The sequence below is a fragment of the Paraburkholderia sp. UYCP14C genome (genome assembly GCF_004197395.1).
GTDB lineage: Bacteria > Pseudomonadota > Gammaproteobacteria > Burkholderiales > Burkholderiaceae > Paraburkholderia.
In genome coordinates this window covers 22,616-47,282 of sequence record NZ_SELS01000037.1, presented here as the reverse complement: position 1 = coordinate 47,282, position 24,667 = coordinate 22,616, and the positions used below count along the sequence as shown (strand labels likewise).

At 64.9% G+C, this 24,667-nt stretch carries 19 protein-coding genes and 1 other RNA gene; 8 read left to right on the top strand and 12 right to left on the bottom strand.

All coding sequences use genetic code 11. From position 1 onward, the window contains the following. Window positions 1-17 precede the first annotated feature (17 nt). The gene (locus EVC45_RS28130) at window positions 18-1,472 is read left to right on the top strand and encodes a gamma-glutamyl-gamma-aminobutyrate hydrolase family protein (protein WP_129961472.1); all 1,455 of its coding nucleotides are present in this window, start codon (window positions 18-20) and stop codon (window positions 1,470-1,472) included. Between the two features lie 181 nt (window positions 1,473-1,653). Here the strand turns inward: EVC45_RS28130 and EVC45_RS28125 are convergent, their stop codons facing one another. Continuing rightward, window positions 1,654-2,697, bottom strand: coding sequence for a hypothetical protein (locus tag EVC45_RS28125; protein WP_129961471.1), 1,044 nt, complete (start codon window positions 2,695-2,697; stop codon window positions 1,654-1,656). 211 nt (window positions 2,698-2,908) lie between these two features. Continuing rightward, window positions 2,909-3,433, bottom strand: a complete 525-nt coding sequence (locus EVC45_RS28120; RefSeq protein ID WP_129961470.1) for a GNAT family N-acetyltransferase — start codon at window positions 3,431-3,433, stop codon at window positions 2,909-2,911. Window positions 3,434-3,762: 329 nt separating this feature from the next. Between EVC45_RS28120 and EVC45_RS28115 the strand changes: the two genes are divergently transcribed. Continuing rightward, entirely contained in the window at window positions 3,763-5,064 is a 1,302-nt protein-coding gene (locus EVC45_RS28115; protein ID WP_129961469.1) for an MFS transporter, read from the top strand. Between the two features lie 75 nt (window positions 5,065-5,139). On the opposite strand, the gene EVC45_RS28110 is transcribed toward EVC45_RS28115, so the two are convergent. After that, on the bottom strand, window positions 5,140-6,987 hold the full coding sequence (locus EVC45_RS28110; protein ID WP_129961468.1) for a tetratricopeptide repeat protein: 1,848 nt from the start codon (window positions 6,985-6,987) through the stop codon (window positions 5,140-5,142). Between the two features lie 208 nt (window positions 6,988-7,195). Here EVC45_RS28110 and EVC45_RS28105 point away from each other — a divergent pair, with 208 nt between their 5' ends. Next, complete coding sequence (locus EVC45_RS28105; RefSeq protein ID WP_129961467.1) at window positions 7,196-8,917, top strand: FAD-dependent monooxygenase; 1,722 nt, start codon at window positions 7,196-7,198, stop codon at window positions 8,915-8,917. Window positions 8,918-9,009: 92 nt separating this feature from the next. Here the strand turns inward: EVC45_RS28105 and EVC45_RS28100 are convergent, their stop codons facing one another. The 4 genes from EVC45_RS28100 to EVC45_RS28085 are packed head-to-tail and all read right to left on the bottom strand — an operon-like array spanning window position 9,010 to window position 14,323. Continuing rightward, entirely contained in the window at window positions 9,010-9,261 is a 252-nt protein-coding gene (locus tag EVC45_RS28100) for a formate dehydrogenase subunit delta (protein WP_129961466.1), read from the bottom strand. Between the two features lie 8 nt (window positions 9,262-9,269). Then, the gene (fdhF, locus tag EVC45_RS28095) at window positions 9,270-12,251 is read right to left on the bottom strand and encodes a formate dehydrogenase subunit alpha (RefSeq protein ID WP_129961465.1); all 2,982 of its coding nucleotides are present in this window, start codon (window positions 12,249-12,251) and stop codon (window positions 9,270-9,272) included. A gap of 15 nt (window positions 12,252-12,266) precedes the next feature. Next, entirely contained in the window at window positions 12,267-13,841 is a 1,575-nt protein-coding gene (locus tag EVC45_RS28090; RefSeq protein WP_129961464.1) for an NADH-quinone oxidoreductase subunit NuoF, read from the bottom strand. Further along, a complete protein-coding gene (locus EVC45_RS28085; protein WP_129961463.1) occupies window positions 13,838-14,323 on the bottom strand; it encodes an NAD(P)H-dependent oxidoreductase subunit E in 486 nt (161 codons plus the stop codon). Before EVC45_RS28085 ends, EVC45_RS28090 begins: the two co-directional genes overlap by 4 nt. 135 nt (window positions 14,324-14,458) lie before the next feature. On the opposite strand from EVC45_RS28085, the gene EVC45_RS28080 reads away from it, so the two are divergent. Together EVC45_RS28080 and EVC45_RS28075 are read left to right on the top strand one after the other, a co-directional pair. Further along, window positions 14,459-15,538: a substrate-binding domain-containing protein gene (locus EVC45_RS28080; protein ID WP_129961462.1), complete on the top strand. Its 1,080-nt coding sequence runs from the start codon at window positions 14,459-14,461 to the stop codon at window positions 15,536-15,538. 130 nt (window positions 15,539-15,668) lie between these two features. Then, window positions 15,669-15,935: a hypothetical protein gene (locus tag EVC45_RS28075; protein ID WP_129961461.1), complete on the top strand. Its 267-nt coding sequence runs from the start codon at window positions 15,669-15,671 to the stop codon at window positions 15,933-15,935. A 115-nt stretch (window positions 15,936-16,050) separates the two neighbouring features. Here the strand turns inward: EVC45_RS28075 and EVC45_RS28070 are convergent, their stop codons facing one another. The 5 genes from EVC45_RS28070 to ompA form a co-directional block, all read right to left on the bottom strand. Then, the gene (locus EVC45_RS28070; protein ID WP_129961460.1) at window positions 16,051-16,419 is read right to left on the bottom strand and encodes a hypothetical protein; all 369 of its coding nucleotides are present in this window, start codon (window positions 16,417-16,419) and stop codon (window positions 16,051-16,053) included. Window positions 16,420-16,648: 229 nt separating this feature from the next. Continuing rightward, window positions 16,649-17,018, bottom strand: a transfer-messenger RNA (tmRNA) gene (gene ssrA / locus EVC45_RS28065). 144 nt (window positions 17,019-17,162) lie between these two features. Beyond that, entirely contained in the window at window positions 17,163-17,876 is a 714-nt protein-coding gene (gph, locus tag EVC45_RS28060; protein WP_129961459.1) for a phosphoglycolate phosphatase, read from the bottom strand. A 41-nt stretch (window positions 17,877-17,917) separates the two neighbouring features. Then, window positions 17,918-18,616: a bifunctional 2-polyprenyl-6-hydroxyphenol methylase/3-demethylubiquinol 3-O-methyltransferase UbiG gene (ubiG, locus tag EVC45_RS28055; protein ID WP_129961458.1), complete on the bottom strand. Its 699-nt coding sequence runs from the start codon at window positions 18,614-18,616 to the stop codon at window positions 17,918-17,920. Window positions 18,617-18,852: 236 nt separating this feature from the next. Continuing rightward, on the bottom strand, window positions 18,853-19,500 hold the full coding sequence (gene ompA, locus EVC45_RS28050) for an outer membrane protein OmpA (RefSeq protein WP_026228725.1): 648 nt from the start codon (window positions 19,498-19,500) through the stop codon (window positions 18,853-18,855). A gap of 475 nt (window positions 19,501-19,975) precedes the next feature. On the opposite strand from ompA, the gene gyrA reads away from it, so the two are divergent. The 3 genes from gyrA to serC all read left to right on the top strand — a co-directional run bounded on the left by gyrA (window position 19,976) and on the right by serC (window position 24,626). Next, complete coding sequence (gyrA, locus tag EVC45_RS28045; protein WP_129961457.1) at window positions 19,976-22,606, top strand: DNA gyrase subunit A; 2,631 nt, start codon at window positions 19,976-19,978, stop codon at window positions 22,604-22,606. Between the two features lie 126 nt (window positions 22,607-22,732). After that, the gene (locus tag EVC45_RS28040) at window positions 22,733-23,338 is read left to right on the top strand and encodes a DUF2059 domain-containing protein (RefSeq protein WP_026225970.1); all 606 of its coding nucleotides are present in this window, start codon (window positions 22,733-22,735) and stop codon (window positions 23,336-23,338) included. A gap of 205 nt (window positions 23,339-23,543) precedes the next feature. Next, the gene (gene serC / locus EVC45_RS28035) at window positions 23,544-24,626 is read left to right on the top strand and encodes a 3-phosphoserine/phosphohydroxythreonine transaminase (RefSeq protein WP_129961456.1); all 1,083 of its coding nucleotides are present in this window, start codon (window positions 23,544-23,546) and stop codon (window positions 24,624-24,626) included. The last annotated feature ends 41 nt before the right edge of the window (window positions 24,627-24,667 follow it).

Genomic DNA, 24,667 nt, shown 5'->3' with positions numbered 1-24,667 from the left:
GCGCCCGTCCGACAGTCATGAGCGAAAACAAACCACCCGAAAACGCCGGCACGACCGGCAGTCCGCAGCCGGCCTCGCCCGCGCCGGGCGGCGCGCCGGTTACACCGGCCGCGGCGCTTGCTCCGTCGCATGAAGATGCCACTCAGTCGGCCGCCAAAGACACGAGCCCGGCCGTCGAGGAGGCGATCGCGAGGTCGTCGACCGACGATCCGATCAGCGCATCGTCGGTGACTCCCGAAGATCCGCGAACGGCGCGGCTGCGCGACGCGCTCGAGGCACGCAGCGCCGCCGCGGAATCGACCGCGCGGCAGGAAGCGGCGGTGCACGAGCGCGAAGCGCGGCGCGCCGGTACGTACACCGGCGGCGCGACTACGATGAAATCCGATCCTGTCGTGAAACCGACGGCGGCCGCCGGCGAGCCGCACGCGGGCGGCATCAGCGCCGCGGACATCGCCACCGACGCCGAAATCGCCACCGAGGAAGCCGCCGCGCCCGCGGCGCGTGCGCCCGGTTCGCCGCCGCCCGGTTTCGGCGCGGCCCCCGACTTCAGTGCCAACAACCCGCCGCCGCCCAACGCGCTGCCGCCGTCACCGCCGCGTTATCTGAAGCAGAGCGATTCGGCGTGGAGTGTGTTTGGGCGCATCATCGCGGCGCGTGCACGGCAACTGTTCGATCGCGCCGGACAGAGGATCACGCAGCGCACGCTGCGCATCGGCGTGTCGGCGCGCATCTTCCACCCGGAACCGGGCGCGAAGGGGCTACGCGGCAAGACGCTGCAGTATCTGGAAGAGTCGGTCGCGCACTGGGTGATGTCGCGCGACGTGCTGGTGTTCATGATCCCGACCGTCGGTCATCAGGGCATGCTGCACCCGAGCAATATCCGTCTGCGCGACTATGCGAAGCATCTCGACGGGCTGCTATTGCAAGGCGGTGCCGACGTGTCGCCACAGACGTATGCGGAAGCCGCGGTCAGCCACGAATGGCCCGGCGATCGCGTGCGCGACATGTACGAGCTCGAGTTGCTGCACGAGTTCGTCGAGTCGGGCAAACCTGTGCTCGGCGTGTGCCGCGGCTGCCAGCTGATCAACGTCGCGTTCGGCGGCACGCTGTATCAGGACATCGCAACCGAAGTGCCGACCGCGAACGCACACGTCAACGAGAACTACGATCAGCATCGGCACGGTGTGCACTTTCCGGATGGCTCGACGCTGCTGAACATGTTCCCCGGGCGGCGCGACGGGATCGTCAATTCGATCCACCATCAGGCGGTGAAGACGCTGGGCCGCGATCTGAATATCGAGGCGGTGTCGGCGTCGGACGGCATCATCGAGGCCGTGCGCTACCGGCGCGCGCCGTTCGTGATGGGTGTGCAGTGGCATCCGGAGTTTCATCGCGCGGGCGGCCCGGAGATGCTCGACTGCACGCCGTTGCTCGATACGTTCCTGCGGGTCGCGCGGGAAACGCGGTTTTAAGCATGGCGGGTTGGCGTTGGCGCGGTGTGCGCGGTGGAGGTTGAGTCCGCTGTCGTGCCTGTGTATCGAGCCGGCGCTTTTGCTGCTTTCGGGAGCCCGACGAGGCGATCCCAACCAACTGACGCACTGCCATGTTATGTGGCAGTGCGTTTTCTTTTTCTCGGACTCGCTCACCCGGCACTCATCGCGCGAATTGTTCCGGGATTTCGGTGACGCGACGCTGCGACATATGGTTCATCCACTCGGTACTGTCTGCCGGCGGATGGTTCGATGCGGCGGCGCGCGGCAGCGGCGCGACGTCGCGCGAAGACATCATGGCGAACGCCGCCACGTCGGCGTATTCGTCTTCACCGAACCCGGTCGGCACGCGCGCTTGATGCGACGACTCATTCGAGGCTCGGCGATTCACGGCGAGCGGATGGGATCGCGCATGAAGCACGCGACGCGGAGGTGATGAGCGAATCGCGTCACGCGGCGCGGGCGCAGGTCGCGCTGGGGGGCGCTCAGGCGGGGCTGCCATGGGCACGGCTGCTGCGGCGGCCACGTCGACCGGTGATGGCTCAAGTACAGGAGCCGGTATGACGGCATCGGCAATCACCGGAGCTTCGGGACTCGCAGCCGGAGGCTGCGCACGAGGCTTTCCTACCGGCGCTGGCACCGGCGCTGGCACCGGTGCCTCTCGACGCGCCATCAGAGCTTGCGCCGATTTCAGCAAGTCGGAGCTCAGGTGCCGAGGCGCCAGAGGCTGATCGACGATCCACCACGCCAGCACCGCAACGCAGCCGATTACGCCGGCACTCGCGGCGACCGTACGCCGATGCCACACGGTGCGCCGCTGCACGATTTGCGGCGAGCGGGCCTTGAGCGCGATTCGCATTGGACCCTGAGGCACGATCCGCCGCATATCGGGACGGGCGGCCGCGGCAATATCCGCAGGCTCCGCCACAGGCCGTGTGGCGTCCGCGACGCGCGCTTCTGCCGTCCGCTTGACGCCGACCAGCAAGCTGTCGATCAACACCCGCTGCCCATACGACCGCAACTGCCGATTTCTGATGCAGACGGTGCGCAGCAGCGCGGCATACAGCGAATCGAGTCCGGCATGCCAGCGCTGACCCGGGGGCAGCAACGCCCAGCCGCGACCGAACGGTTCGGGCAGATGGTTGAGTGAGCGGAGAGAGGGAAGCGCCAATGCGCCTTCGATCGCGGTGAGCGGCGTGCTGGTCATGGGTTTCTTCCGGTGTCTCGTGACAGACCACCGGTGCGGCAGTGATGGAATCTGTAGGGGGCCGATGAAGCCATCGGCAACAGAAAATCATGCCTCGAAACTACCCCGTCCAGCCTTCGGATGATTCCGATAACGGGAGGGGGTACGTCCACGCGCCATCGCCGCGATGCCACCCGACGGCGCGCGCGTCACGCACCGTCAACCGAAGCGCTCAGGGCGTCAACCGGTACACGTAGCGCAACGCGGTGATATCCATGCCGCCCATATGATCCGGCTCCGCGCCGACGAACTGCCAGCCGTGCCGCTCGTAAAAGCCGATCGCCGCCGTATTGCCCTCGAGCACGTAGAGATACAGCTGCGCCTCGCCCTGCGCGCGCGCCCAGTCGACGGCTGCGTGCATCAGCGTCTTGCCGACGCCGATGCCCTGGTAACCGGGCAGCGCATGCAGATTGTCGAGCAGCACGCCCCACGCGGACTCGGGCTGACGCTCGACACACACGAAGCCGATCGGCTCGCCGGCCAGCTCGGCGATCAGCACGATGCGGCGCTCGCCGCCCGGCGCGCCGAGACGCGCTGCCCAGTAAGCGGCGCGTTCGCGCGTGACTTCGCCGTCGAGGAACGCGTCGGGCAACAGGCCGCGATAGGTCGCCTGCCAACTGACGCTGTGGATCGACGCAATCAGCGCGGCGTCGTCGAGCGTGGCGGGGCGCAGGGAAAGAGCAGGGGTGGTTTGCATCGGAGTAATCGACTGAATGGCCTCGCGCGGACAGTCTACTGCGCTGCCCGTCGGTGTCGCGCGTCAGCAAACTGTATGCGTTTCGCGGCAACCTTATCAGCAGTAACATTACGTGGCATCGGTCCCGCATCGAGCTCAGCGTTTACCCTGATATCGGATGAACGCCGTGGGCAGCAGAATGCGGCGCCCCCGCGGGCGCGCGCTTCGCTTATACCTGCGTGTCCGCCTGCGGCATCCGCTTGCCAAACGCAGCGGATCGTTCCAACTGCCCGCTCGTCACCGTCCGCGTCGATCCGTCCGACAGGGCGGCGGCCCTATCCGAGAGTGTCATGTCTACTGCGACCCACGCCGCTTCCACCACGGAAGAATCCAAGGTCAAGACAGTGTTCCGCGTCGTCAGCGGCAACTTTCTTGAGATGTACGACTTCATGGTCTATGGCTACTACGCTTCGGCGATCGCCAAGACCTACTTCCCGAGCGGCAGCGATTTCGCGTCGCTGATGCTGTCGCTGTCCGTGTTCGGCGCGGGCTTCCTGATGCGTCCGCTCGGCGCGATCGTGCTGGGCGCCTACATCGACCATCACGGCCGCCGCAAAGGCCTGATCCTCACGCTGAGCCTGATGGCGCTCGGCACGCTGACGGTCGCGACGATACCGGGCTACGCGACCATCGGGCTCCTGGCGCCCGTGCTCGTGCTGTTCGGCCGGCTGCTGCAAGGTTTCTCGGCCGGCGCCGAGCTTGGCGGCGTGTCGGTGTATCTGTCGGAGATCGCGACGAAGGGCAACAAGGGCTTCTATTGCTCGTGGCAGTCGGGCAGCCAGCAGGTCGCGGTGGTATTCGCCGCGCTGATCGGCGTGATGCTCAACAAGATTCTGCCCGCCGACCAGATGTTCGCGTGGGGCTGGCGCGTGCCGTTCCTGATCGGCTGTCTGATCGTGCCGTTCCTGTTCATCATCCGCCGCTCGCTGCAGGAAACCGAGGAGTTCACGGCGCGCAAGCATCGTCCGAGCATGGGCGAAATCCTGAAGTCGATGCTCGAGAACTACCCGATCGTGCTGGGCGGCATGGGCATGGTCGTCATGACGACCGTGTCGTTCTATATGATCACCGCGTACACGCCGACCTTCGGCAAGGAAGTGCTGAAGCTGTCGGCGATCGACGCGCTCGTCGTCACCGTCTGCGTCGGTATCTCGAACCTGATCTGGCTGCCGCTCTCGGGCGCGCTGTCGGATCGGATCGGCCGCCGTCCGGTGCTCCTCGCGTTCACGATCCTGACGCTCCTCACCGCGTATCCGGCGCTGCAATGGCTCGTCGCCGAACCGTCGTTCGCGCGTCTGCTCGCCGTGCAGCTGTGGCTGTCGTTCCTGTACGGCTGCTACAACGGCGCGATGGTCGTCGCGCTGACCGAAGTGATGCCCGTCGAAGTGCGTACCGCCGGCTTCTCGCTCGCGTACAGCCTCGCGACGACGATCGGCGGCTTCACGCCGGCCATCGCCACGCTGCTAATCCACGTGACCAGCAACAAGGCGGCGCCGGGCCTGGTGCTCGGCGTGGCGGCGATCTGCGGTCTGCTCGCGACGCTGTTCCTGTATCGCACGCCCGAGTCGCGCAATCAGTATCGGGCCGCCTGACGGGTTCGCCTCGTGTTCTGAAAACGAAAAACCCCGCGAAAGCGGGGTTTTTCGTTGGCGGAGCGTGGTTCGTCGCTAGCCGTGCCGCAATTCGTCGGCGACCGCAGCGACGACTTCATCCCACGCGCCCGGCCTCGGCTGACGCACCAGCGTCGCGGCGGGATACCACGGGCTGCGGGTATCGTCGTCGAACCAGCGCCAGTCGGCGGCGAACGGCAGCATCAGCCACAGCGGCTTGCGCAGCGCACCGGCGAGGTGCGCGATCGACGTGTCGATCGACACCACCGCGTCGAGCCGCTCGATGATCGCCGCGGTATCCGCGAAGTCGCCGATGCGATCGTCGAAGCGATGGATCGCGGCCGCGCGCGGATGCGCGTCGAGCGCCGCGCGTTCCTCGTCGGACAGATCGGGCTGCAGCACGATCCAGTCGATGCCGTCGAGCGCGAACAGCGGCTCCAGCGCGGCGAGCGGCATCGTGCGGGTTTCGTTGCGCTGGATGCGCCCCGACCATGCGAGCCCGATCTTGCGCTTCGCCTGCCCGCCGAGCGAGCCGCGCCATTTGCGGCCATAGGCCGGCGGCACGCTCAGATACGGCGTGCGCGCGTCGATCGTGTCGTAGCGCGTGCCGAGCGCGAGCGGCAGGCTCAACAGCGGAATCTGCAGATCGGCGGCGGGGCGCGGCTGACCCTGCGCGATCAGCGAGACGCGCCATGCCTTCGCGACCGGCGCGAGCAGCGGCACCAACTGCGGCTGCACTTCGAGCACGACGCGCGCCGCACGAAGCGCAGCGAGCGGCACGAAGCGCACGAACTGCAGCGTGTCGCCGAAACCCTGTTCGGCATGGATCAGCAGCGTGTACTCGTCGATCGGCTCGCCGTGCCAGCGGGGTAACGTCTGGATCGCCGGTTGCGCGACGGTTTGCAGGCGCCATTCGTATTCGGGCAGCCCGCGCTCGAAGTCGCGCATCGCGAGCCACGCGAGCGCACGGTTCATATGCGCGGACGCGAGATCGGGACGCAGCCGCAACGCCTGATCGAGCGCGCGCACCGCCGCCGCATGCGCGCCGAGCGCCTGGTGCGCGGTGCCGAGCGCGAGCCACGCAAGCGCGAATTGCGGATCGAGCCCGACCGCGCGCTCGAGATATGGCAGGGACTGTTCGGCACGGCCGAGCGACGCGAGCGCGTTGCCCATGCCATAGATCGCGGGCGGCAGATTCGGCTGCAGACGCAGCGCCGCTTCGAATGACGCGACTGCCTGCGCATGCTGGCCGGTCGCATCGAACGTGTTCGCGAGATTGAAGTGCGCGGCGACGAAGCGCGGCTCGGTGGCGAGCGCGGCCTCGAAGCAGGGCACCGCCTCGTTCGGCCGATCGAGCGCGTTCAGCGACATGCCCATGTTGTTCAGCGCGCCCGCGTGACCGGGGCGCAGCTCGAGCGCGCGCCGGAACGACGCGATCGCGTCCGCGTGACGGCCGAGCGCGTGCAGCGCGTTGCCGAGATTGTTGTGCGACGACGCGTCGTTCGGCTGCAGACGCAGCGAGCGTTCGAACGCATCGGCGGCGTCTTCGTGACGGCCCAGCGACGCATACGCATTGCCGAGGTTGTAGTGCGCCATCGGGAACGTGGGCGCGAGCGTCAGCGCGTTGCGGAACTGCTCGATCGCGGCGTCGATCTGGCCGAGCGCCTTCAGCGCATTGCCGAGGTTCAGTTGTAGCGCGGCGTCTTCAGGGCGCAGGTCGACCGCGCGCCGTACGAGCTCGGCGGCTTCGGCGTGCTGGCCCTGCTGGTGGCGCAGCACGCCGAGCAGGTGCAGCGCGTCGACATGGCTTGGGTTGTGGTCGAGCGTGGTGCGGTAGCCGCGTTCGGCGTCGTCGAGGCGGCCGTCACGATGCGCCGCGAACGCGCGGTCAAATACAGGTTGCATGACGGGGAGGGCATTCGGATCAATCAGACTGAGGCCGCATTTTCCCATACTTGCGCGAAGGGCCCGGATTTGGGCGGATCAGGAGCGTATCGCGGGCGACCGGCGGAGCGCCCGCGCGAGGTGTCCGGCGACGCGATTGATGCAGCGCACCCGTGTGCGCAAGAGCGGCGGCGTACACTAGAACGCATTGTTGCCTCCGGAGTTCCGCATGGACGCTGCCGCCTACGACGCGTCGCCGGTGCTGATCGTCGGGGCCGGTCCCACCGGACTTGCCGCAGCGATGAGTCTCGCGCGTGCGCATATCCCCGTGCGTCTGATCGACAAGGCGCCGCAGCCGAATCCGTACTCGCGCGCGATCGGCATTCAGGCGCGCACGCTCGAGCTGCTGGAGCAGCATCGGCTGATCGAGCCGTTTCTCGAACTCGGCCATCGCGCGCGCGTGGCGAACCTGTTTTCGAACGGCATGCGGCTGGCGCAGCTCGATTTCGACCCGCTGCACACGCGCTATCCCTATCTGCTGTTTCTCGATCAGTCCGTGACCGAGCGGCTGCTCACCGAGCATCTGGCGTCGCTCGGCGTGAAGGTCGAGCGCGGCGTCGAACTGATGGCGTTCATGCAAGGCTCCGCGAGCATTCAGGCGACCTTGCGCCGCGCGGACGGCCGCACGGAAGCGATGCGTCCGTCATATATGATCGCGGCCGACGGTGCGCATAGCTCGATTCGCCATCGCCTCGGCCTGAACTTCGAGGGCAAGACCTTCGACCAGACCTTCCTGCTCGCCGACCTGCACGCGGAAACCGACTGGCCCGAAGACGAGTTCCATATCTTCGCGTCGGGAGACGGTCTGGTCGCGCTGTTTCCGATGGGCCACGGCCGCCATCGTCTGATCGCCGATCACGCGGTCGCGCTGGCCGGCAGCGCCGTGCCACCGACCCCCGCGGTGCCCGGCGAGCCGCCGCTGGACCCGGCGCCGTCGCTCGAACAATGCAAGGCGCTGATCGCGCGACGCGTGCGCGAGCGGGTCGACGTGTCGGATCTCGCGTGGTCGGCCTATTTCCATGTGAACAGCCGGATGGTCGATCGGCTGCGCGTGGGCCGTATCTTCCTCGCCGGCGATGCCGCGCACGTGCACAGCCCCGCAGCTGCGCAGGGCATGAACACCGGCATCCAGGAAGCGCTCAATCTGGGCTGGAAGCTCGCGCGCGTGATCGGCGGCGCGGCGCCGGACCGCCTGCTCGACACGTACCACGCCGAACGGCATCCGATCGAGCGCGACGTGCTGCGGCAGACCGGTTTCATCACGCAGATCGCCGAGGCCGATCACGGTCCGCTGAAGCTGCTGCGCGAGCGCGTGATGCCGGTGCTGGCCGCCCTCGGTCCGTTGCGCGACGCCGCGCGCGCGACGATCAGCGAGCTGTCGATCCAGTACCGGCGCAGCCCGCTCACGCTCGAACGCGTGCTCGACGGCGGCCCGCGCGCGGGCGAGCGCGCGCCGGATGCGCTCGTGCATGTCGTCGACGGCCCGCTCGGGCGGGCGCCGGGCGTCGGCTGCATTTTCGATCTGCACGATCCGGCGTTCTTTTCGCTGTTTCTGCTGGTGCCGCCGCTGCCCGTCGACGGCACGCCGCTCGATCCGGCCGCCAAACATGCGGCGCCGCCAGATCCGGAGCTGGAAAAGCTCGCCGCCGAGGTCGAGCGGCTGCTGCCGAACGCGGTGCGGATCTGGCGCGTCACCGATACGAGCGGTGATGGCGGCCCGGCGTTGTCCGAATCGTATGGACGCACGCGGCCGTCGTTCTATCTGGTGCGGCCCGACGGCTATATCAGCGCGCGCGGACGCACCGGCTCGGACCTGCACGGGCTCGTGCGGCACTGCGAGGCGTGGTTTGCGGTGGGCGGAGAGATACCGGAGCAGGCGACGTCGTTGTGATCAGGGTCGCCTGTTGCCTGGCATGGGCGAGAGCGCGACGGCGGATCTCGCCGCCGCGCTTCGGTGATGGAGCGTACGGCCTAAGCCTGACCCTAAGCCGCCGCCTGCGCCGGCGTCAACTTCTCGCGATACCTGACGATCGCCTCGCGCGTGAAGTCCGATAGCGTGATGTCGTACGTGTCCGGCGCTTCGTCGAGCGTCGCGAGCAGCGCGCGCCGCATGCGGGGCTCCCAGAAGCGGCGGATGTGTTCGGCGACGCCGCTCAGCGCTTCTTCGTGGTCGGGCATCGACTCGAAGAAGTCGCCGATCCGGTTGGCCATGTCGATCAGATTCCGATTGTCCATCGCTCGCCTCACTTGCCCGCAGTGACGGCCGCGGCCGCGTTGGCCTGCTCGCGCCGCTTCAGCAGTTCGAGCTGTTCGCTATTGAAGCGCAAATAGTCCTTCTGCCATTGCGACGGTTGCTCGACCGGCATCACCTGCACCGCGGTCACCTTGTATTCCGGGCAGTTGGTCGCCCAGTCGGAGCTGTCGGTCGTGATCACGTTCGCGCCCGATTCGGGGAAGTGGAACGTCGTATAGACGACGCCCGGCTGCATCCGCTCCGTCACCTTCGCGCGCAACACGGTCTGCCCCGCGCGCGATTCGATGCCGACCCAGTCGCCGGTTTTGATGCCGCGTTCCTCGGCATCGTGCGGATGCAGTTCCAGCCGGTCTTCGTCATGCCAGCGCGAGTTTTCGGTGCGGCGCGTCTGTGCGCCCACGTTGTACTGCGACAGGATGCGGCCGGTCGTCAGCAGCAGCGGATACTTGCGCGTGACCTTCTCCGGCGAGGCGATGAACTTCGTGATCACGAACCTGCCCTTGCCGCGCACGAAGGTACCGACGTGCATCGTCGGCGTGCCGTCGGGCGCGTCCTCGTTGCAGGGCCACTGGATGCTGCCCAGCTCGTCGATCTTCTGGAACGATACGCCGTGGAAAGTCGGCGTGAGCCGGGCGATCTCGTCCATGATCTCGGACGGATGCGTGTAGTTCATCTCGTAGCCGAGCGCGCGCGACAGCAACTGCGTGACTTCCCAGTCCGCGTAACCGCCGAGCGGCGGCATCACCTTGCGCACGCGCGAGATGCGGCGCTCGGCATTGGTGAAGGTGCCGTCCTTTTCGAGGAACGACGAGCCGGGCAGCAGCACGTGCGCATACTTGGCGGTCTCGTTCAGGAAGATGTCCTGCACGACGATGCATTCCATCGACGACAGCGCCGCCGCCACATGATGCGTGTTCGGGTCCGACTGCACGATGTCCTCGCCCTGGCAGTACAGGCCCTTGAAGCTGCCGTGCAGCGCGGCGTCGAACATGTTCGGAATGCGCAGGCCCGGTTCCGGTTGCAGCGTGACGTTCCAGGCGTTTTCGAACTGCGTGCGCACGAGCGGATCGCCGATGTGCCGATAGCCCGGCAGCTCGTGCGGGAACGAGCCCATATCGCACGAACCCTGCACGTTGTTCTGGCCGCGCAGCGGATTCACGCCGACACCTTCGCGGCCGATGTTGCCGGTCGCCATCGCGAGGTTCGCGATGCCGATCACCATCGTCGAGCCTTGCGAGTGTTCCGTGACGCCGAGGCCATAGTAAATGGCGGAGTTGCCGCCGGTCGCGTACATGCGCGCGGCTTCGCGCACCTGTTGCGCGGGCACGCCGGTCGCCGCTTCGGTCGCTTCCGGCGAGTTTTCCGGCAGCGCGACGAAATCGCGCCACTGTTCGAACGCGCGGGTCTCGCAGCGCTCGGCGACGAACGCTTCGTCGAGCAGGCCTTCGGTGACGATCACATGCGCGAGCGCATTGACGATCGCAACGTTGGTGCCGGGCCGCAATTGCAGATGATGCGACGCCTTCACGTGCGGCGTATCGACGATATCGATGCGGCGCGGATCGACGACGATCAGCTTCGCACCCTCGCGCACGCGGCGCTTCAGACGCGAGGCGAACACCGGGTGGCCATCGGTCGGATTCGCGCCGATCACCATGATGACGTCGGCTTTGTCGACCGACGCGAACGTCTGGGTGCCCGCCGATTCGCCGATCGTCGTTTTCAGACCGTAGCCGGTCGGCGAATGGCAGACGCGCGCGCAGGTGTCGACGTTGTTGTTGCCGAACGCGGCGCGCACGAGCTTCTGCACGAGGTAAGTCTCTTCGTTCGTGCAGCGCGACGACGTGATGCCGCCGATCGAATCGCGCCCATGCTTCGCCTGGATGCGGCGGAATTCCGACGCCGCATACGAGATCGCTTCGTCCCAGCTGACTTCGCGCCACGGGTCGGTGATCTTCGCGCGGATCATCGGTTTTTTGATGCGGTCCTTGTGCGTCGCGTAGCCCCATGCGAAGCGGCCCTTCACGCACGCATGGCCTTCGTTGGCCTGGCCGTTCTTGTGCGGCACCATCCGCACGACCTGGTTGCCCTTCATCTCGGCCTTGAACGAACAGCCGACACCGCAATACGCACAGGTGGTGACGACCGAGTGCTCGGGCTGGCCGAGCATCACGACGGTCTTTTCCTGCAGGGTCGCGGTCGGGCACGCGGCCACGCACGCGCCGCACGACACGCACTCCGATTCCATGAACGGCTGGTTCTCGCTCGCCGCGACGCGCGATTCGAAGCCGCGACCGGTGATCGTCAGCGCGAACGTGCCCTGGGTTTCCTCGCACGCGCGCACGCAGCGATTGCAGACGATGCACTTCGACGGATCGTACGTGAAGTACGGATTCGATGCGTCCTTCCTGTCCTTCAGATGATTCGCGCCGTCGAAGCCGTAGCGCACTTCGCGCAGGCCGGTCACGCCCGCCATGTCCTGCAGTTCGCAGTCGCCGTTGGCGGGGCAGGTCAGGCAATCGAGCGGGTGATCGGAGATGTACAGCTCCATCACGTTGCGACGCAGCGACTGCAGACGGTCGGTCTGCGTGCGCACCTTCATGCCGGCTTCGACCGGCGTCGTGCACGAGGCCGGATAGCCGCGCCGTCCTTCGATTTCGACGAGACACAGACGGCACGAGCCGAACGGCTCGAGCGAATCGGTCGCGCACAGCTTCGGCACATTGACGCCGGCTTCGGCCGCCGCGCGCATCACCGATGTGCCGGCCGGTACGGTGACCGCCTGGCCGTCGATTTCGAGCGTCACGTCGACGTCCGAGTGGCGGGCTGGGGTGCCGTAGTCGGTTTCGTCGGTATAAGGGTTGGCGGCGCGTGCCAGCGCTTGCGACTTGCACGCGCAGTTGCCTGAGCCGCAGCCGCCCCCTTGGGGGACTTCCTTCGGGCCGGCGGGGGAGTTGAACTGGTCGGACATGGTGAACTCCTGGAGTCAGGCCGCGGCCGCTTTGGTAGCGTGGTCGGCAGTGGGATCGGCGGCGAGACCGAAGTCTTCAGGGAAATGATCGAGCGCGGACAGCACCGGGAACGGCGTCATGCCGCCCATCGCACACAGCGAGCCGGACACCATCGTGTCGCACAGATCGCGCAGCAATTGCACCTGACGCGTCGACGTGTCGCCGTCACGAATCCGCGCGATCACCTCGACGCCGCGCGTCGAGCCGATCCGGCACGGTGTGCATTTGCCGCACGATTCGAGCGCGCAGAAGTGCATCGCGTATTGCGCGAGCTCGGCAAGGTTCGACGTGTCGTCATGCACGACCAGACCGCCGTGGCCGATCACCGCGCCGACTGCCGCATACGCTTCGTAGTCCATCGGGATGTCCCACTGGCTTTCCGGCAGATACGTGCCGAGCGGACCGCCGACCTGCACCGCGCGCGCCGGCCGGCCGCTCGCGGTGCCGCCGCCGAAGTCGTCGAGCAGTTCGCGCAAGGTCACGCCGAACGCGAGTTCGACGAGGCCGCCTCGCTTGATGTTGCCAGCCAGCTGGAACGGCAGCGTGCCGCGCGAGCGGCCCATGCCGAAGTCCTTATAGAACGCCGCGCCGCGCGCGAAGATGATCGGCACCGTGGCGAGCGTGATCGCATTGTTGATCACGGTGGGCTGGCCGTAGAGGCCCACGAGCGCGGGCACCGGCGGCTTCGCGCGAACGATGCCGCGCTTGCCTTCGAGCGATTCGAGCATCGCGGTTTCCTCGCCGCACACATACGAGCCCGCGCCTTTGGCGACGAACAGCTCGAAGCGCTGCCCACTCGAGAGCACGTCGTCGCCGAGCCAGCCAGCCCGGCGCGCACGGGCGATGGCCGCTTCGAGCGTGGCGATCGAGTGCGGGTATTCGCTGCGCACATAGATGTAGCCGACAGTCGCGCCGGTCACGACGCCCGCGATGATCATGCCTTCGATCAGCATGTACGGATCGCTTTCCATCACGAGACGATCGGAGAAGGTGCCCGAATCGCCTTCGTCGGCATTGCAGACGACGTACTTCTGCGCGGCCTTCGCGCCACGTACCGTGCGCCACTTGATGCCGGCCGGGAAGGCCGCGCCGCCGCGGCCACGCAGGCCGGATTCGATCAACGCTTCGCAGGCGCTGTCGCCGTCGGCTTTGAGCGCGTTTCGCAGGCCTTCGAGGCCGCCGTGCGCGACGTAATCGTCGATGGACAGCGGGTCGGTGATGCCGATCCGCGCGAAGGTCAGGCGCTGCTGCTTCTTCAGATACGGAATCTCGTCGACCAGACCGACGCGCCGCGCATGCTCGCCGCCGTCGACGAAGCCCGCGTCGAACAACCCGGCGACGTCTGCCGCTTCAACGTTTGCATAGCCGATGCGGCCCTCAGGTGTCGCGACTTCGACGAGTGGTTCGAGATACAGCAACCCGCGCGAGCCGTTGCGGATCAGTTCGATCGCAATGCTGCGGCGCGCGGCTTCGCTGGTGATGGCTTCAGCCAGCGCATCGGCGCCGAGCGCGAGCGCCGACGAATCTCGCGGAACATAGATGCGCGTCATGCCGGCACCTCCACGCATTTTTGGGCCGCGGCGAACAGCGCGTCGAATTTCTGTGGCGACACGCGCGCGTGCAGCGTGCCGTTGAGCATCAGCGCCGGCGACAGCGCGCATTGGCCGAGGCAGTACACCGATTCGAGCTCCACCGTCGCGCCGTCATGGTGACCGGCGTCGAAGCGGCAACCGGTGTGCGCCTCGATGTGCTTGGCGAGCGCCTCGCTGCCCATGCTGCGGCACGCTTCGGCGCGGCATAGCTGCACCGTGACGGGCGCGGCCGGCGTGGTGCGGAAGTGATGGTAGTAAGTGATGACGCCGTGCACTTCCGCGCGCGACAGGTTCAGCGCGCGGGCGAGCGGTTGGACCGCCGCGGGCGGCACATAACCGAGTTCATCCTGGATCGCGTGCAGGATCGTGATCAACGAGCGGCCGGGCTGCGCGTGACGCTGCACGAGCTGATCCGGCGCCGTGGCGAGGGAATCGTCCAAAGTGGGGGCTCCTCCAAAGCGATATATGCTCTTGTTATTCATAATACGTGCACGTATGCTTCGCTTATTCGATATGGTATAGCCGAAAGATAGGCGGGCCAACGGGCGCATGCAATAGGAAAGAGTAATACATATATGGTCAGGATCGAATGTCAGGTCGAGCTGGTGGTGAAGGGCGCCGATGGCCGCGAGGCCAGCCTGTCGGACGTGGTGCCGCTGCTCGCGCTCGTCGACGAATCTGGCAGCATTGCGCAGGCCGCGGCGCTTAAGGGTTTGTCCTACCGGCACGCATGGGGTTTGCTGCGCAGCATCGAGGAGCGGCTCGGTGGTCCGCTGATCGCAAAAGAGCGTGGCCGCGGCTCGGTGCTGTCCGAACTTGGGCACGCGGTGCTGCGTGCGCAGCGGCTCTGCGGCGAGCGGCTCGACGGCAATCTGCAGGCGCTCGCGAGCGAAGTGGCGAGCGATCTGAACCGCTGGCTCGCGCCCCCCGCCGATGACGTGCGCATCCACGCGTCGCACGGTTATGCGGTGGCCGCGCTCGTGACGGCGTTGGTCGCCAACGATCTGCTGGTCGAGATCAAGTACCGCGACAGCGCCGACGCGGTCAGCGCGCTCGCGCGCGGCGAGTGCGATCTGGCGGGTTTTCATCTGCCGCTCGGCGAGTTTCGCGCGGTATGCGCCGATACCTACCGGCGCTGGCTCGATCCGCAACGCCATGTGCTCGTGCATCTGACCCGGCGCAAGCAGGGTCTCTTCATCGGCAAGGGCAATCCGAAGCGGATCGGCGGACTCGGCGATCTGGCACGCGACGACATCCGTTTCGTCAACCGCCAGCCGGGCTCGGGTACCCGGATGCTGCTCGATCTCGCGCTGCGACAGGTCGGCGTGGACCCGGACCGCGTCAACGGCTATGCGTCGACCGAGCTGACGCACTCGGCGATCGCGGCGTTCGTCGCGAGCGGGATGGCGGACATTGGCTTCGGTGTGGAGCCGGCCGCGCATCATTTCGGTCTCGATTTCATTCCGATCGTCGACGAGGACTACTACTTCGCGTGCGACCGCGCGCATCTCTCTCGGGCGCCGCTTGCGACGGTGATCGATCTGTTGCGCGGCAGCGCGTTTCACCATCGCGTCGAGCAGCTAGCCGGCTACGATCCGTGCGATTGCGGCAGGCTCGTCGATGTTGACGAGGGGCTCGGCGGCGCGCTCGCGTAACGGCGGCGTAAGAGCCTGTAACCAGAAAAGCGCCGGCGCTCGGCGCGTGCCGCTGCGCAGTGCGGCGGTTTCGGCTAATCTCTTGGCTTCGTATCCGCTTTAACCGCGCGCCAAGCCGCGCCGAACCGACATGAAAGCTCTACTCCACGCATGTGCCGCCGCTGCCGCGGCTGGTGTGCTCTGTGCCACCGTCTCCGTCGCTTACGCGCAAAATTCGCCTGGCGTGCCGGGCGGCATCCTGAACGACGAATTCCGCCTCAACGAGCATCCACAGATGCCGTTCGCCGCGTCCGCGCCATCGGCCAAGTATCAGCACGGCAAACGCTCGGAGGCGCGCAAGCGGGGCGACCTGGGCGATCCGAATGGCTGCAATCTGCAGTGCCCGAATGACGAATAAGCGTCCGCTCGAGCTTTGCCCGAGCTTCGAGGTTTGACGCAACGCCGGCTCCTGGGCCGGCGTTGTGCTTTGTGGCGAGTGAATTCGCGGCCCGGTTGCCAGCTGGGCTGGCTTCTTATGGCTTGGCGATGTGCCAGACCTCCTTGAAGCCGTCTCCCTTTGCATCGCCCGCCTGCTTGTCGGCCGCGTAGTGATACAGCGGATGGCCCTTGTATGCCCATTGCTGCTTGGCGTCCGCGCTGGGGATCAGCGTCCAGTCGCCCGTCGGCTTGTCGGTCGGCTCCGCTGTGGCCGCCGGCCAGTTGCTCATGCAGCCGCCGGTGCAGGCGCTGACGCCGGGCATGGTGTCCTTGTCGAACGTATAGAGCGTCATGCCGTCGGCGGTGACGAAGCGGCCGTTGGACAGTTTGGGTGGATCGGCGAACGCGCTCGCGTGTAGCGCGGCGAACGCGAGCGGGGCCAGCAAAGCGATGGTCTTGCGCATTACGCGGGCTCCTGTTTTGACGACGAGGTTGACGAGCGACGACGCGCTTCGAGCTACGAGTATAGGCAGCGGCCACGGATTTACCGGGTCGCATAGTTTGTCGGTGAGGGAAGGGGAGACGTCAGACTCGCCCGCGAGGCGTCGCGGACGGTGCTGAAAATAAAAAACCCCGGCAGCGTTATGCTACCGGGGTTTTTTGCGGGCGTTCATCGCGAACGTTCCGGGTGTTTGGTGGAGGCGGCGGGAATCGAACCCGCGTCCAGAAGTCCTCTACGACCAGTTCTACATGTTTAGTTCTGTCTTTTGATTTAACCGCAGCGACGCGGACGAACACGCTGCGCTACGGCGATTCACTAAATTTTCGACCCGGACGTCGTGACGCCGCCAAGGCTTAACTGACGTATATGACCTCTGTCGGTATTGCTACCGGTCTTGCGACACTAGCCCGTCAGTGAACTAGGCAGAGGACGGCGGCCCTTAGGCTGCCAGTGCGAACGTATCGTCGTTTGCAGTTACGTTTTTCCCATTGATTAACGAGGTGACGGGTCCTCGACATGCCCTAGCCGCTTCGCAACCCCTGTCGAAACCAGGTCGCCCCCGCGGTTCGTTGCTCACATATATGAGCCAAAGCAGATTTTACAATAGATCGACGGCCACGTCGTGTGTATTGAGTGGCCGCTGAATGGTGCAAGCTGGTTAGCAAGGGTGCCGGACGGACCTTTCCGTCGATCCGTCTGACTTTGTCAGCCGATGTCGCGCAGCAGTGTCTGCAACTCGGCCGTCGATTGCACGACGTGTTGCGCGTGCCACCGTGTCGGCGGAATGTCATTGCCGCAGTAGCCGTACGCCGCCGCGACGGTCTTCATGCCGGCGGCAAAACCGGCCTGCACGTCGCGCAGATCGTCGCCAATATAGACGACGCGCTCCGGCGCGATGTCCAGCTCACGCGCCGCGTGCAGCAGGGGCGCAGGGTGTGGCTTCGAATGCGGCGTCGTGTCGCCGCTCACCACGCAGCCGGCACGCTCTTCGAGCCCGAGTTGCGCGACGAGCGGCTCGGTGAGCCGCGCGACCTTGTTCGTGACGATGCCCCAGCGCACGCCGCGCACATCGAGTTCGTCGAGCACTTCCGCGATGCCGGGAAAGAGCGTCGTCTCGATGCACAGATCCGCTTCGTAGTTCGCGAGAAACTCCTCGCGCATCGAGGTGAACTCATGATGATCGGGCCCGATGCCGAACGCGCCGCCGATCAGTCCGCGCGCTCCGGCCGAAGCCAGCGGGCGCAGCTTTTCGAGCGGCACCATTTCGAGCCCACGGTCGTGGCGCATTTTGTTGACGGCGGCCGCGAGGTCGGGCGCCGTGTCGGCAAGCGTGCCGTCGAGGTCGAAAAGCACGGCGAGGCAAAAGCCGAGCGTGTCGTCGTTGTCTTCGCGTTGTGGCAGGGGAGTCGGGTCGCTCATTGTTCGTTTCGGATACGGCGGATCGGGGCGGTTCGGGCAGGTCAGGCGTCGCGACGACAGGCGAGCATGTAGTTGACGCTCGTGTCGGACGACAGCGCGAAATGCTTGCTAAGCGGGTTGTACACGATGCCCTTGATGTCGGTCGTGCGCAGTTCGGCGGCGCGCACGAAGCCGGCGAGCTCCGACGGGCGGATGAAGCGCGAGTAGTCGTGCGTGCCCTTCGGCAACATTCGCGCAATGTATTCGGCGCCGATCACGGCGAACAGATACGACTTCACGTTGCGGTTCAGCGTGGAGAAGAACACCCAGCCGCCCGGCTTCACGAGATTCTTGCAGGCTTCGACGATCGCGGCTGGCTTGGGCACGTGTTCGAGCATTTCCATGCAGGTGACCACGTCGTAGGTGCCCGGTTCGCGCGCGGCCAGTGCCTCGGCGGCGATTTCTTCGTAATCGACGGTTACACCGCTTTCAAGACTGTGAAGATCGGCGACGCCGAGTGCCTGCGTGGACAGGTCGATGCCCTTCACATGAGCGCCCAAACCTGCCATCGATTCCGACAGGATGCCGCCGCCGCAACCGATATCGAGCACTTTCTTGCCGGCGAGATGCGCGTGTGTGTCGATCCAGCTCAGGCGAATCGGATTCAGTTCGTGCAGCGGTTTGAATTCGGCGTTCGGGTCCCACCAGCGATGCGCGAGGTCGCTGAATTTTTGTAGTTCGTGGGGATCGGCGTTGGTCATGGCGAAGGCTGCCTCGATGAAAGCGGTGAGCGGACGCTCGAGGATAAACCCTGAGTATATAGGGCGAGAGAAAGAGCGGCAAAAGCGCGTCGGGTAGCGGGCGCCGATTCGGGCTGCTGGTTGCTGGTGGCGGAGCGAGGGCGTTCCGCCGTCACGCATCACACCACCGCGCGGTACCCGCGCATAAAAAAAGCCCCGCCGAAGCGGGGCTTTCGATACTGCGGTAATTTTCCAGCTTACTGCTTCGGCGTACCGACAACTTCGACTTCCACGCGGCGGTCCGGTGCGAGGCAGGCGATGAGTTGCTTGCGGTTCTTCTGGTTGCAACCGGTGGTAACCGGGTTGCGACGGCCCTTGCCTTCCGTGTAGATACGGTTGGCTTCGACGCCCTTGCTGACCAGGAAGGCCTTCACAGCTTGAGCACGACGCAGCGACAGGCGGTCGTTGTAGGCGTCCGAACCGATGCGGTCGGTGTGGCCCGTAGCGACGACGACTTCGAGGTTGATGCCCTGGATCTTCGATGCCAGTTCGCTCAGACGTTCCTTGCCAGCCGGCTTCAGGATTGCCTTGTCGAAGTCGAACAGCGCATCAGCTTGATACGTAATCTTTTCGCTGGAGATAGCCGGAGCCGGAGCGACCGGTGCCGGCGGGGTCGGAGCCTGAGCAACCAGGGCGCCGTCGCACTTGGCGTTAGCCGTTGCAGGCGTCCAGAATGCATCGCGCCAGCAAAGCTCGTTCGTGCCGTTCATCCACACGTATTCGCCAGTACCATTCACCCAGTTGTCGTTGGTAGCTTGTCGCGACGCCGGCACCGACTGCGCCATGGCGGATGCAGCCATAACTGCGGTAGCTGCAATGAACGCGAGCTTTGAAAGTTTATTCATATTTCTCCTCTCGAAATTGAGATTACCGCAGGTTTACTGCGAGCCTGTTGACGAAGACAAGTCATACATTGCTCGAAGTATAACATTGGTGCGGAACAAAAACCGGCTGTGTAGACTTCGAGCAGTGTCTGACTCTTTGTGCGTTGGCATTTTGCCATATCGTTCCCCTCCGACGAAAAAAAAATCTGCCCCCATTCAAATCCCCCTCCAAATGTGGTGCATGAGCAACAAATGTTTTGGTCTGAGCGGTCCGCCGGCTCTGGCTGAGCGGCGAATTGGCCCCACGCAGGAATCGCGCCTGATGACACTGAAAATGTGCGATCGGCGAGGTGTTGGCGGGCGCCCCTCTAATATGTATACGTACCTCCGTCGGGCGCGGATGCGTGGCATGTTAGAATCGCGTGATGCGTTGCGCCTGCAATGCTTACGCGAAGATGCGGCGAACCCCCGCCTTCGCACGTAAAAGATACGGATAATGGATCAATTCGCCAAAGAGACTTTGCCAATCTCCCTCGAGGAGGAAATGCGCCGTTCGTATCTCGATTACGCGATGAGCGTGATCGTAGGGCGAGCGCTTCCCGATGTCCGCGATGGCCTGAAGCCGGTGCACCGGCGCGTGCTGTACGCGATGCACGAGCTGAACAACGACTGGAACCGGGCCTACAAGAAGTCGGCTCGTATCGTCGGCGACGTCATCGGTAAATACCATCCGCACGGCGACACTGCTGTCTACGACACGATCGTGCGGATGGCGCAAGACTTCTCGCTGCGCTACATGCTCGTCGACGGCCAGGGGAACTTCGGTTCGGTCGACGGCGACAACGCCGCGGCGATGCGTTACACCGAAATCCGCATGGCGAAGATCGGCCACGAGCTGCTGGCCGACATCGACAAGGAAACGGTCGACTTCGTGCCGAACTACGACGGCAGCGAGAACGAGCCGGCCATCCTGCCCGCGCGCATCCCTAATCTGCTGATCAATGGCTCGTCCGGCATCGCGGTCGGCATGGCGACCAACATCCCGCCGCACAACCTCAATGAAGTCGTCGATGCGTGTCAGCATCTGCTGAAAAACCCGGAAGCGACGATCGACGAACTGATCGAGATCATCCCCGCACCCGATTTCCCGACCGCCGGCATCATTTACGGCGTGGCTGGCGTGCGCGACGGCTATCGCACCGGTCGAGGCCGCGTTGTGATGCGCGCGCTCACGCACTTCGAGGAAATCGACCGCGGCCAGCGCATGGCGATCATCGTGGACGAGCTGCCGTATCAGGTGAACAAGCGCTCGCTGCTCGAGCGTATCGCCGAGCTCGTCAACGAGAAGAAGCTGGAAGGCATTTCCGACATCCGCGACGAGTCCGACAAGAGCGGCATGCGCGTCGTGATCGAACTCAAGCGCGGCGAAGTGCCTGAAGTCGTGCTGAACAATCTGTACAAGGCGACCCAGCTTCAGGACACTTTCGGCATGAACATGGTCGCGCTCGTCGACGGCCAGCCGAAGCTGCTGAACCTGAAGGAAATGCTGACGTGCTTCCTGTCGCATCGCCGGGAAGTGCTGACGCGGCGCACGGTCTACGAACTGCGCAAAGCGCGTGAACGTGGGCATGTGCTCGAAGGTCTCGCGGTCGCGCTGGCGAACATCGACGAGTTCATCGCGCTCATTAAGGCCGCGCCGACGCCGCCCATCGCCAAGCAGGAGCTGATGTCGCGCGCGTGGGATTCGTCGCTCGTGCGTGAAATGCTGTCGCGCGCAGAGTCGGAGAACGCGTCAGCGGGAGGTCGGGAGGCTTACCGTCCGGAAGGGTTGAACCCGTCGTTCGGCATGCAGGTCGACGGCCTCTACCGTCTGTCCGATACCCAGGCGCAGGAAATCCTGCAAATGCGTCTGCAGCGCCTGACCGGTCTCGAGCAGGACAAGATCATTGGCGAATACCGCGAGGTGATGGCGCAGATCGCCGACCTGCTGGACATTCTGGCTCGCCCGGAGCGCATTTCCGCGATCATCGTCGACGAACTCACGTCGATCAAAGCCGAGTTCGGCGATGCGCGCCGGTCGAAGATCGAGCTGAACGCGACCGAGCTGAACACCGAAGACCTGATCACGCCGCAGGAAATGGTCGTGACGATGTCGCACGCGGGCTACGTGAAATCGCAGCCGTTGTCGGAATATCGGGCGCAGAAGCGCGGTGGTCGTGGCAAGCAGGCCACTTCCATGAAGGAAGACGACTGGATCGACACGCTGTTCATTGCCAACACGCACGACCACATCCTGTGCTTCTCGAACCGCGGCCGCGTGTACTGGGTCAAGGTCTACGAAGTGCCGCAAGGTTCGCGCAACTCGCGCGGCCGGCCTATCGTCAATATGTTCCCGCTGCAGGAAGGCGAAAAGATCACGGTCGTGCTGCCGGTCAAGGAGTTCTCGGCCGACAAGTTCGTGTTCATGGCGACCGCGTTAGGAACGGTAAAAAAGACGCCGCTGGAAGCATTCAGCCGGCCGTTGCGCAAGGGTATTATTGCGGTCGGTCTCGATGAGGGTGATTACCTGATCGGCGCCGCGATCACCGACGGGCAACACGACGTAATGCTGTTCTCGGATTCCGGCAAGGCAGTGCGCTTCGACGAAAACGACGTCCGTCCGATGGGTCGCGAGGCGCGCGGCGTGCGCGGCATGCAGCTCGAGGACGGCCAGAACGTGATCGCATTGCTGGTGGCCGGCGACGAGCAGCAGTCGGTGCTCACCGCGACCGAGAACGGTTTCGGCAAGCGCACGCCGATCACCGAGTACACGCGTCACGGCCGCGGCACGAAGGGCATGATCGCGATCCAGACGTCGGAGCGCAACGGCAAAGTGGTTGCCGCGACGCTCGTGGATCAGGAAGCGCAGATCATGCTGATCACCACGACAGGCGTGCTGATTCGCACGCGCGTGTCCGAAATTCGCGAAATGGGACGCGCAACGCAAGGTGTTACACTCATCAGCCTTGACGAAGGGACCAAGCTGTCCGGTCTGCAACAGGTAGCTGAGGCCGAGGGCGAGTCGGAAAGCGAATCCGACGGCTCCACTGAAGGTAATAACGGCGGTGAGGGCGACGGCGCGGCCTGATCCGTGCCAGCAGAACTTTCAGTCTCAGTTAATACGTTGAAGCTACGCTGCGGGTCACCGCGTATCGGGCCGGTACGCTTTCCCGTGCAGCGTGCGGTTCAAGTTAATTTCTCTTAGGGAGTGATGATGCAAAAACGATTCAAACAACTGATGTTGCTGGCTGCCATCGTGCCGACCTTCGCCATGGCTCAAGCGCTGCAGAACCAGGCGCCGGCAGCTCCGGCTGCCGCAGCAGCACCGGTTGATCCGGCCAAGCAGGCTGCCATCAAGGAACTGCTCGACGCCATCGACGCGCAGAAGCTGGTTGGCGCAATCGGCAACAGCGCGCAGATGCAGGCCAAGCAGCTCGTTCCGGCAATCCTGTCGGACGCGCTGACCGAAAACAAGACGATGACGGACAAGCAGAAGCAGGCCGCCGTGCCGACGCTGCAGAAGAATGCAGTGCCGAAGCTGGTCGACAGCGCGGGCCAGGTGTTCGCGACCGACTCTTTCCGTCAGGACGCGATGCAGGCACAGTACGACGCGTACGCGAAGTACTACAGCACGTCGGAGATCAAGGATCTGACCACGTTCTACAAGAGCCCGACCGGCCGCAAGTTCATCCAGGTGCAAGACCAGGTTGGTCGCGACGTCGTGAACGGCCTGATGCAGAAGTACATGCCGGAATCGATCAAGGCAACGCGTGACCAGGCCGACAAGGAAGTCGCATCGGTCAAGCCGGCTGCCAAGTAAATTCCGCTCGCAGGCTGCGCTGAACAAGCCAGCCTGTCGCCGCGCCCGCTGGGCCACCCGGCGTGGCGGGTTGGCGGCGACAATGCGATAATGGTCGTTTGCGCACTGGCGCAGACGGCCATTTTCTTTTTCGGCGAGCCTTTCGCAGTTCTTTTCGCCGATTCCTGCGCGACTTCGTTTTTCGCGCCCGCTTCCAGGACCTCACATGCGCGTCTTTAATTTCTCCGCCGGCCCGGCGGCCATGCCCGAAGAAGTGCTGCGCCAGGCAGCCGACGAGATGCTGAACTGGCAAGGCAGTGGCATGAGCGTGATGGAAATGAGCCATCGCGGCAAGGAATTCATGTCGATCCACGAGGAAGCGCTGACCGATCTGCGCGAGTTGCTGCAGGTGCCGGCAAGCCACCGCATCCTGTTCCTGCAGGGTGGTGGGCTTGGCGAAAACGCGATCGTGCCGATGAACCTGTTCGGCTCGAAACCGCGCGCGGATTTCGTCGTGACCGGCTCGTGGTCGCAGAAGTCGTTCAAGGAAGCGCAGAAATACGGCACCGTGCATCTGGCCGCCACCGGCAAGACCGACGAGGGCTTCACGCGTGCCCCAGCGCGCGCGGAGTGGCAGCTTTCGGACGATCCTGCCTACGTTCATCTGTGCACGAACGAGACCATTCACGGCGTCGAAACGTTCGAGATTCCCGATCTCGGCGATATTCCGCTCGTCGCTGACGCGTCGTCGCACATCCTGTCGCGCCCGATGGACATCGCCAAATACGGCGTGCTGTTCGGCGGCGCGCAGAAGAATATCGGCATGGCCGGCGTGACGGTCGTGATCGTGCGCGAGGACATGCTCGAACGCGCGATGCCGATCTGTCCGTCGGCGTTCGAATGGAAGACCGTCGCCGAGAACAATTCGATGTACAACACGCCGCCCACCTACGCGATCTATATCGCCGGGCTCGTGTTCAAGTGGTTGAAGAAGCAGGGCGGCCTCGCGGCAATGGAGGCGCGCAACCTCGAAAAATCGAAGCTGCTGTACGACACGATCGACTCGAGCAGCTTCTATCTGAACAAGGTCGAACGTGGCTCGCGCTCGCGGATGAACGTACCGTTCTTCCTCGCCGACGAGTCGCGCAACGAAGATTTCCTGTCCGGCGCGAAAGCGCGGGGATTGGTGCAGCTAAAGGGCCACAAGTCCGTCGGCGGCATGCGGGCGTCGATCTATAACGCCGTCCCGCTCGAAGGCGTCAAAGCGCTTGTCGAATACATGAAGGAATTCGAACAGCGCAGCGCCTAAGTCACACTGACCGGCAGGCGTGCGCATCTTTTCCAGCAGTT

Excerpts from the sequence above, each read along its gene's own strand:
- serC (WP_129961456.1), top strand. The coding sequence starts at position 23,544 with ATGCGCGTCTTTAATTTCTCCGCCGGCCCGGCGGCCATGCCCGAAGAA.
- EVC45_RS28110 (WP_129961468.1), bottom strand. The coding sequence starts at position 6,987 with ATGCAACCTGTATTTGACCGCGCGTTCGCGGCGCATCGTGACGGCCGC.
- ubiG (WP_129961458.1), bottom strand. The coding sequence starts at position 18,616 with ATGACCAACGCCGATCCCCACGAACTACAAAAATTCAGCGACCTCGCG.
- EVC45_RS28080 (WP_129961462.1), top strand. The coding sequence starts at position 14,459 with ATGGTCAGGATCGAATGTCAGGTCGAGCTGGTGGTGAAGGGCGCCGAT.
- EVC45_RS28115 (WP_129961469.1), top strand. The coding sequence starts at position 3,763 with ATGTCTACTGCGACCCACGCCGCTTCCACCACGGAAGAATCCAAGGTC.
- EVC45_RS28125 (WP_129961471.1), bottom strand. The coding sequence starts at position 2,697 with ATGACCAGCACGCCGCTCACCGCGATCGAAGGCGCATTGGCGCTTCCC.
- gph (WP_129961459.1), bottom strand. The coding sequence starts at position 17,876 with ATGAGCGACCCGACTCCCCTGCCACAACGCGAAGACAACGACGACACG.
- EVC45_RS28105 (WP_129961467.1), top strand. The coding sequence starts at position 7,196 with ATGGACGCTGCCGCCTACGACGCGTCGCCGGTGCTGATCGTCGGGGCC.
- EVC45_RS28090 (WP_129961464.1), bottom strand. The coding sequence starts at position 13,841 with ATGACGCGCATCTATGTTCCGCGAGATTCGTCGGCGCTCGCGCTCGGC.
- EVC45_RS28075 (WP_129961461.1), top strand. The coding sequence starts at position 15,669 with ATGAAAGCTCTACTCCACGCATGTGCCGCCGCTGCCGCGGCTGGTGTG.
- EVC45_RS28130 (WP_129961472.1), top strand. The coding sequence starts at position 18 with ATGAGCGAAAACAAACCACCCGAAAACGCCGGCACGACCGGCAGTCCG.
- ompA (WP_026228725.1), bottom strand. The coding sequence starts at position 19,500 with ATGAATAAACTTTCAAAGCTCGCGTTCATTGCAGCTACCGCAGTTATG.
- EVC45_RS28040 (WP_026225970.1), top strand. The coding sequence starts at position 22,733 with ATGCAAAAACGATTCAAACAACTGATGTTGCTGGCTGCCATCGTGCCG.
- fdhF (WP_129961465.1), bottom strand. The coding sequence starts at position 12,251 with ATGTCCGACCAGTTCAACTCCCCCGCCGGCCCGAAGGAAGTCCCCCAA.
- EVC45_RS28100 (WP_129961466.1), bottom strand. The coding sequence starts at position 9,261 with ATGGACAATCGGAATCTGATCGACATGGCCAACCGGATCGGCGACTTC.
- EVC45_RS28070 (WP_129961460.1), bottom strand. The coding sequence starts at position 16,419 with ATGCGCAAGACCATCGCTTTGCTGGCCCCGCTCGCGTTCGCCGCGCTA.
- gyrA (WP_129961457.1), top strand. The coding sequence starts at position 19,976 with ATGGATCAATTCGCCAAAGAGACTTTGCCAATCTCCCTCGAGGAGGAA.
- EVC45_RS28120 (WP_129961470.1), bottom strand. The coding sequence starts at position 3,433 with ATGCAAACCACCCCTGCTCTTTCCCTGCGCCCCGCCACGCTCGACGAC.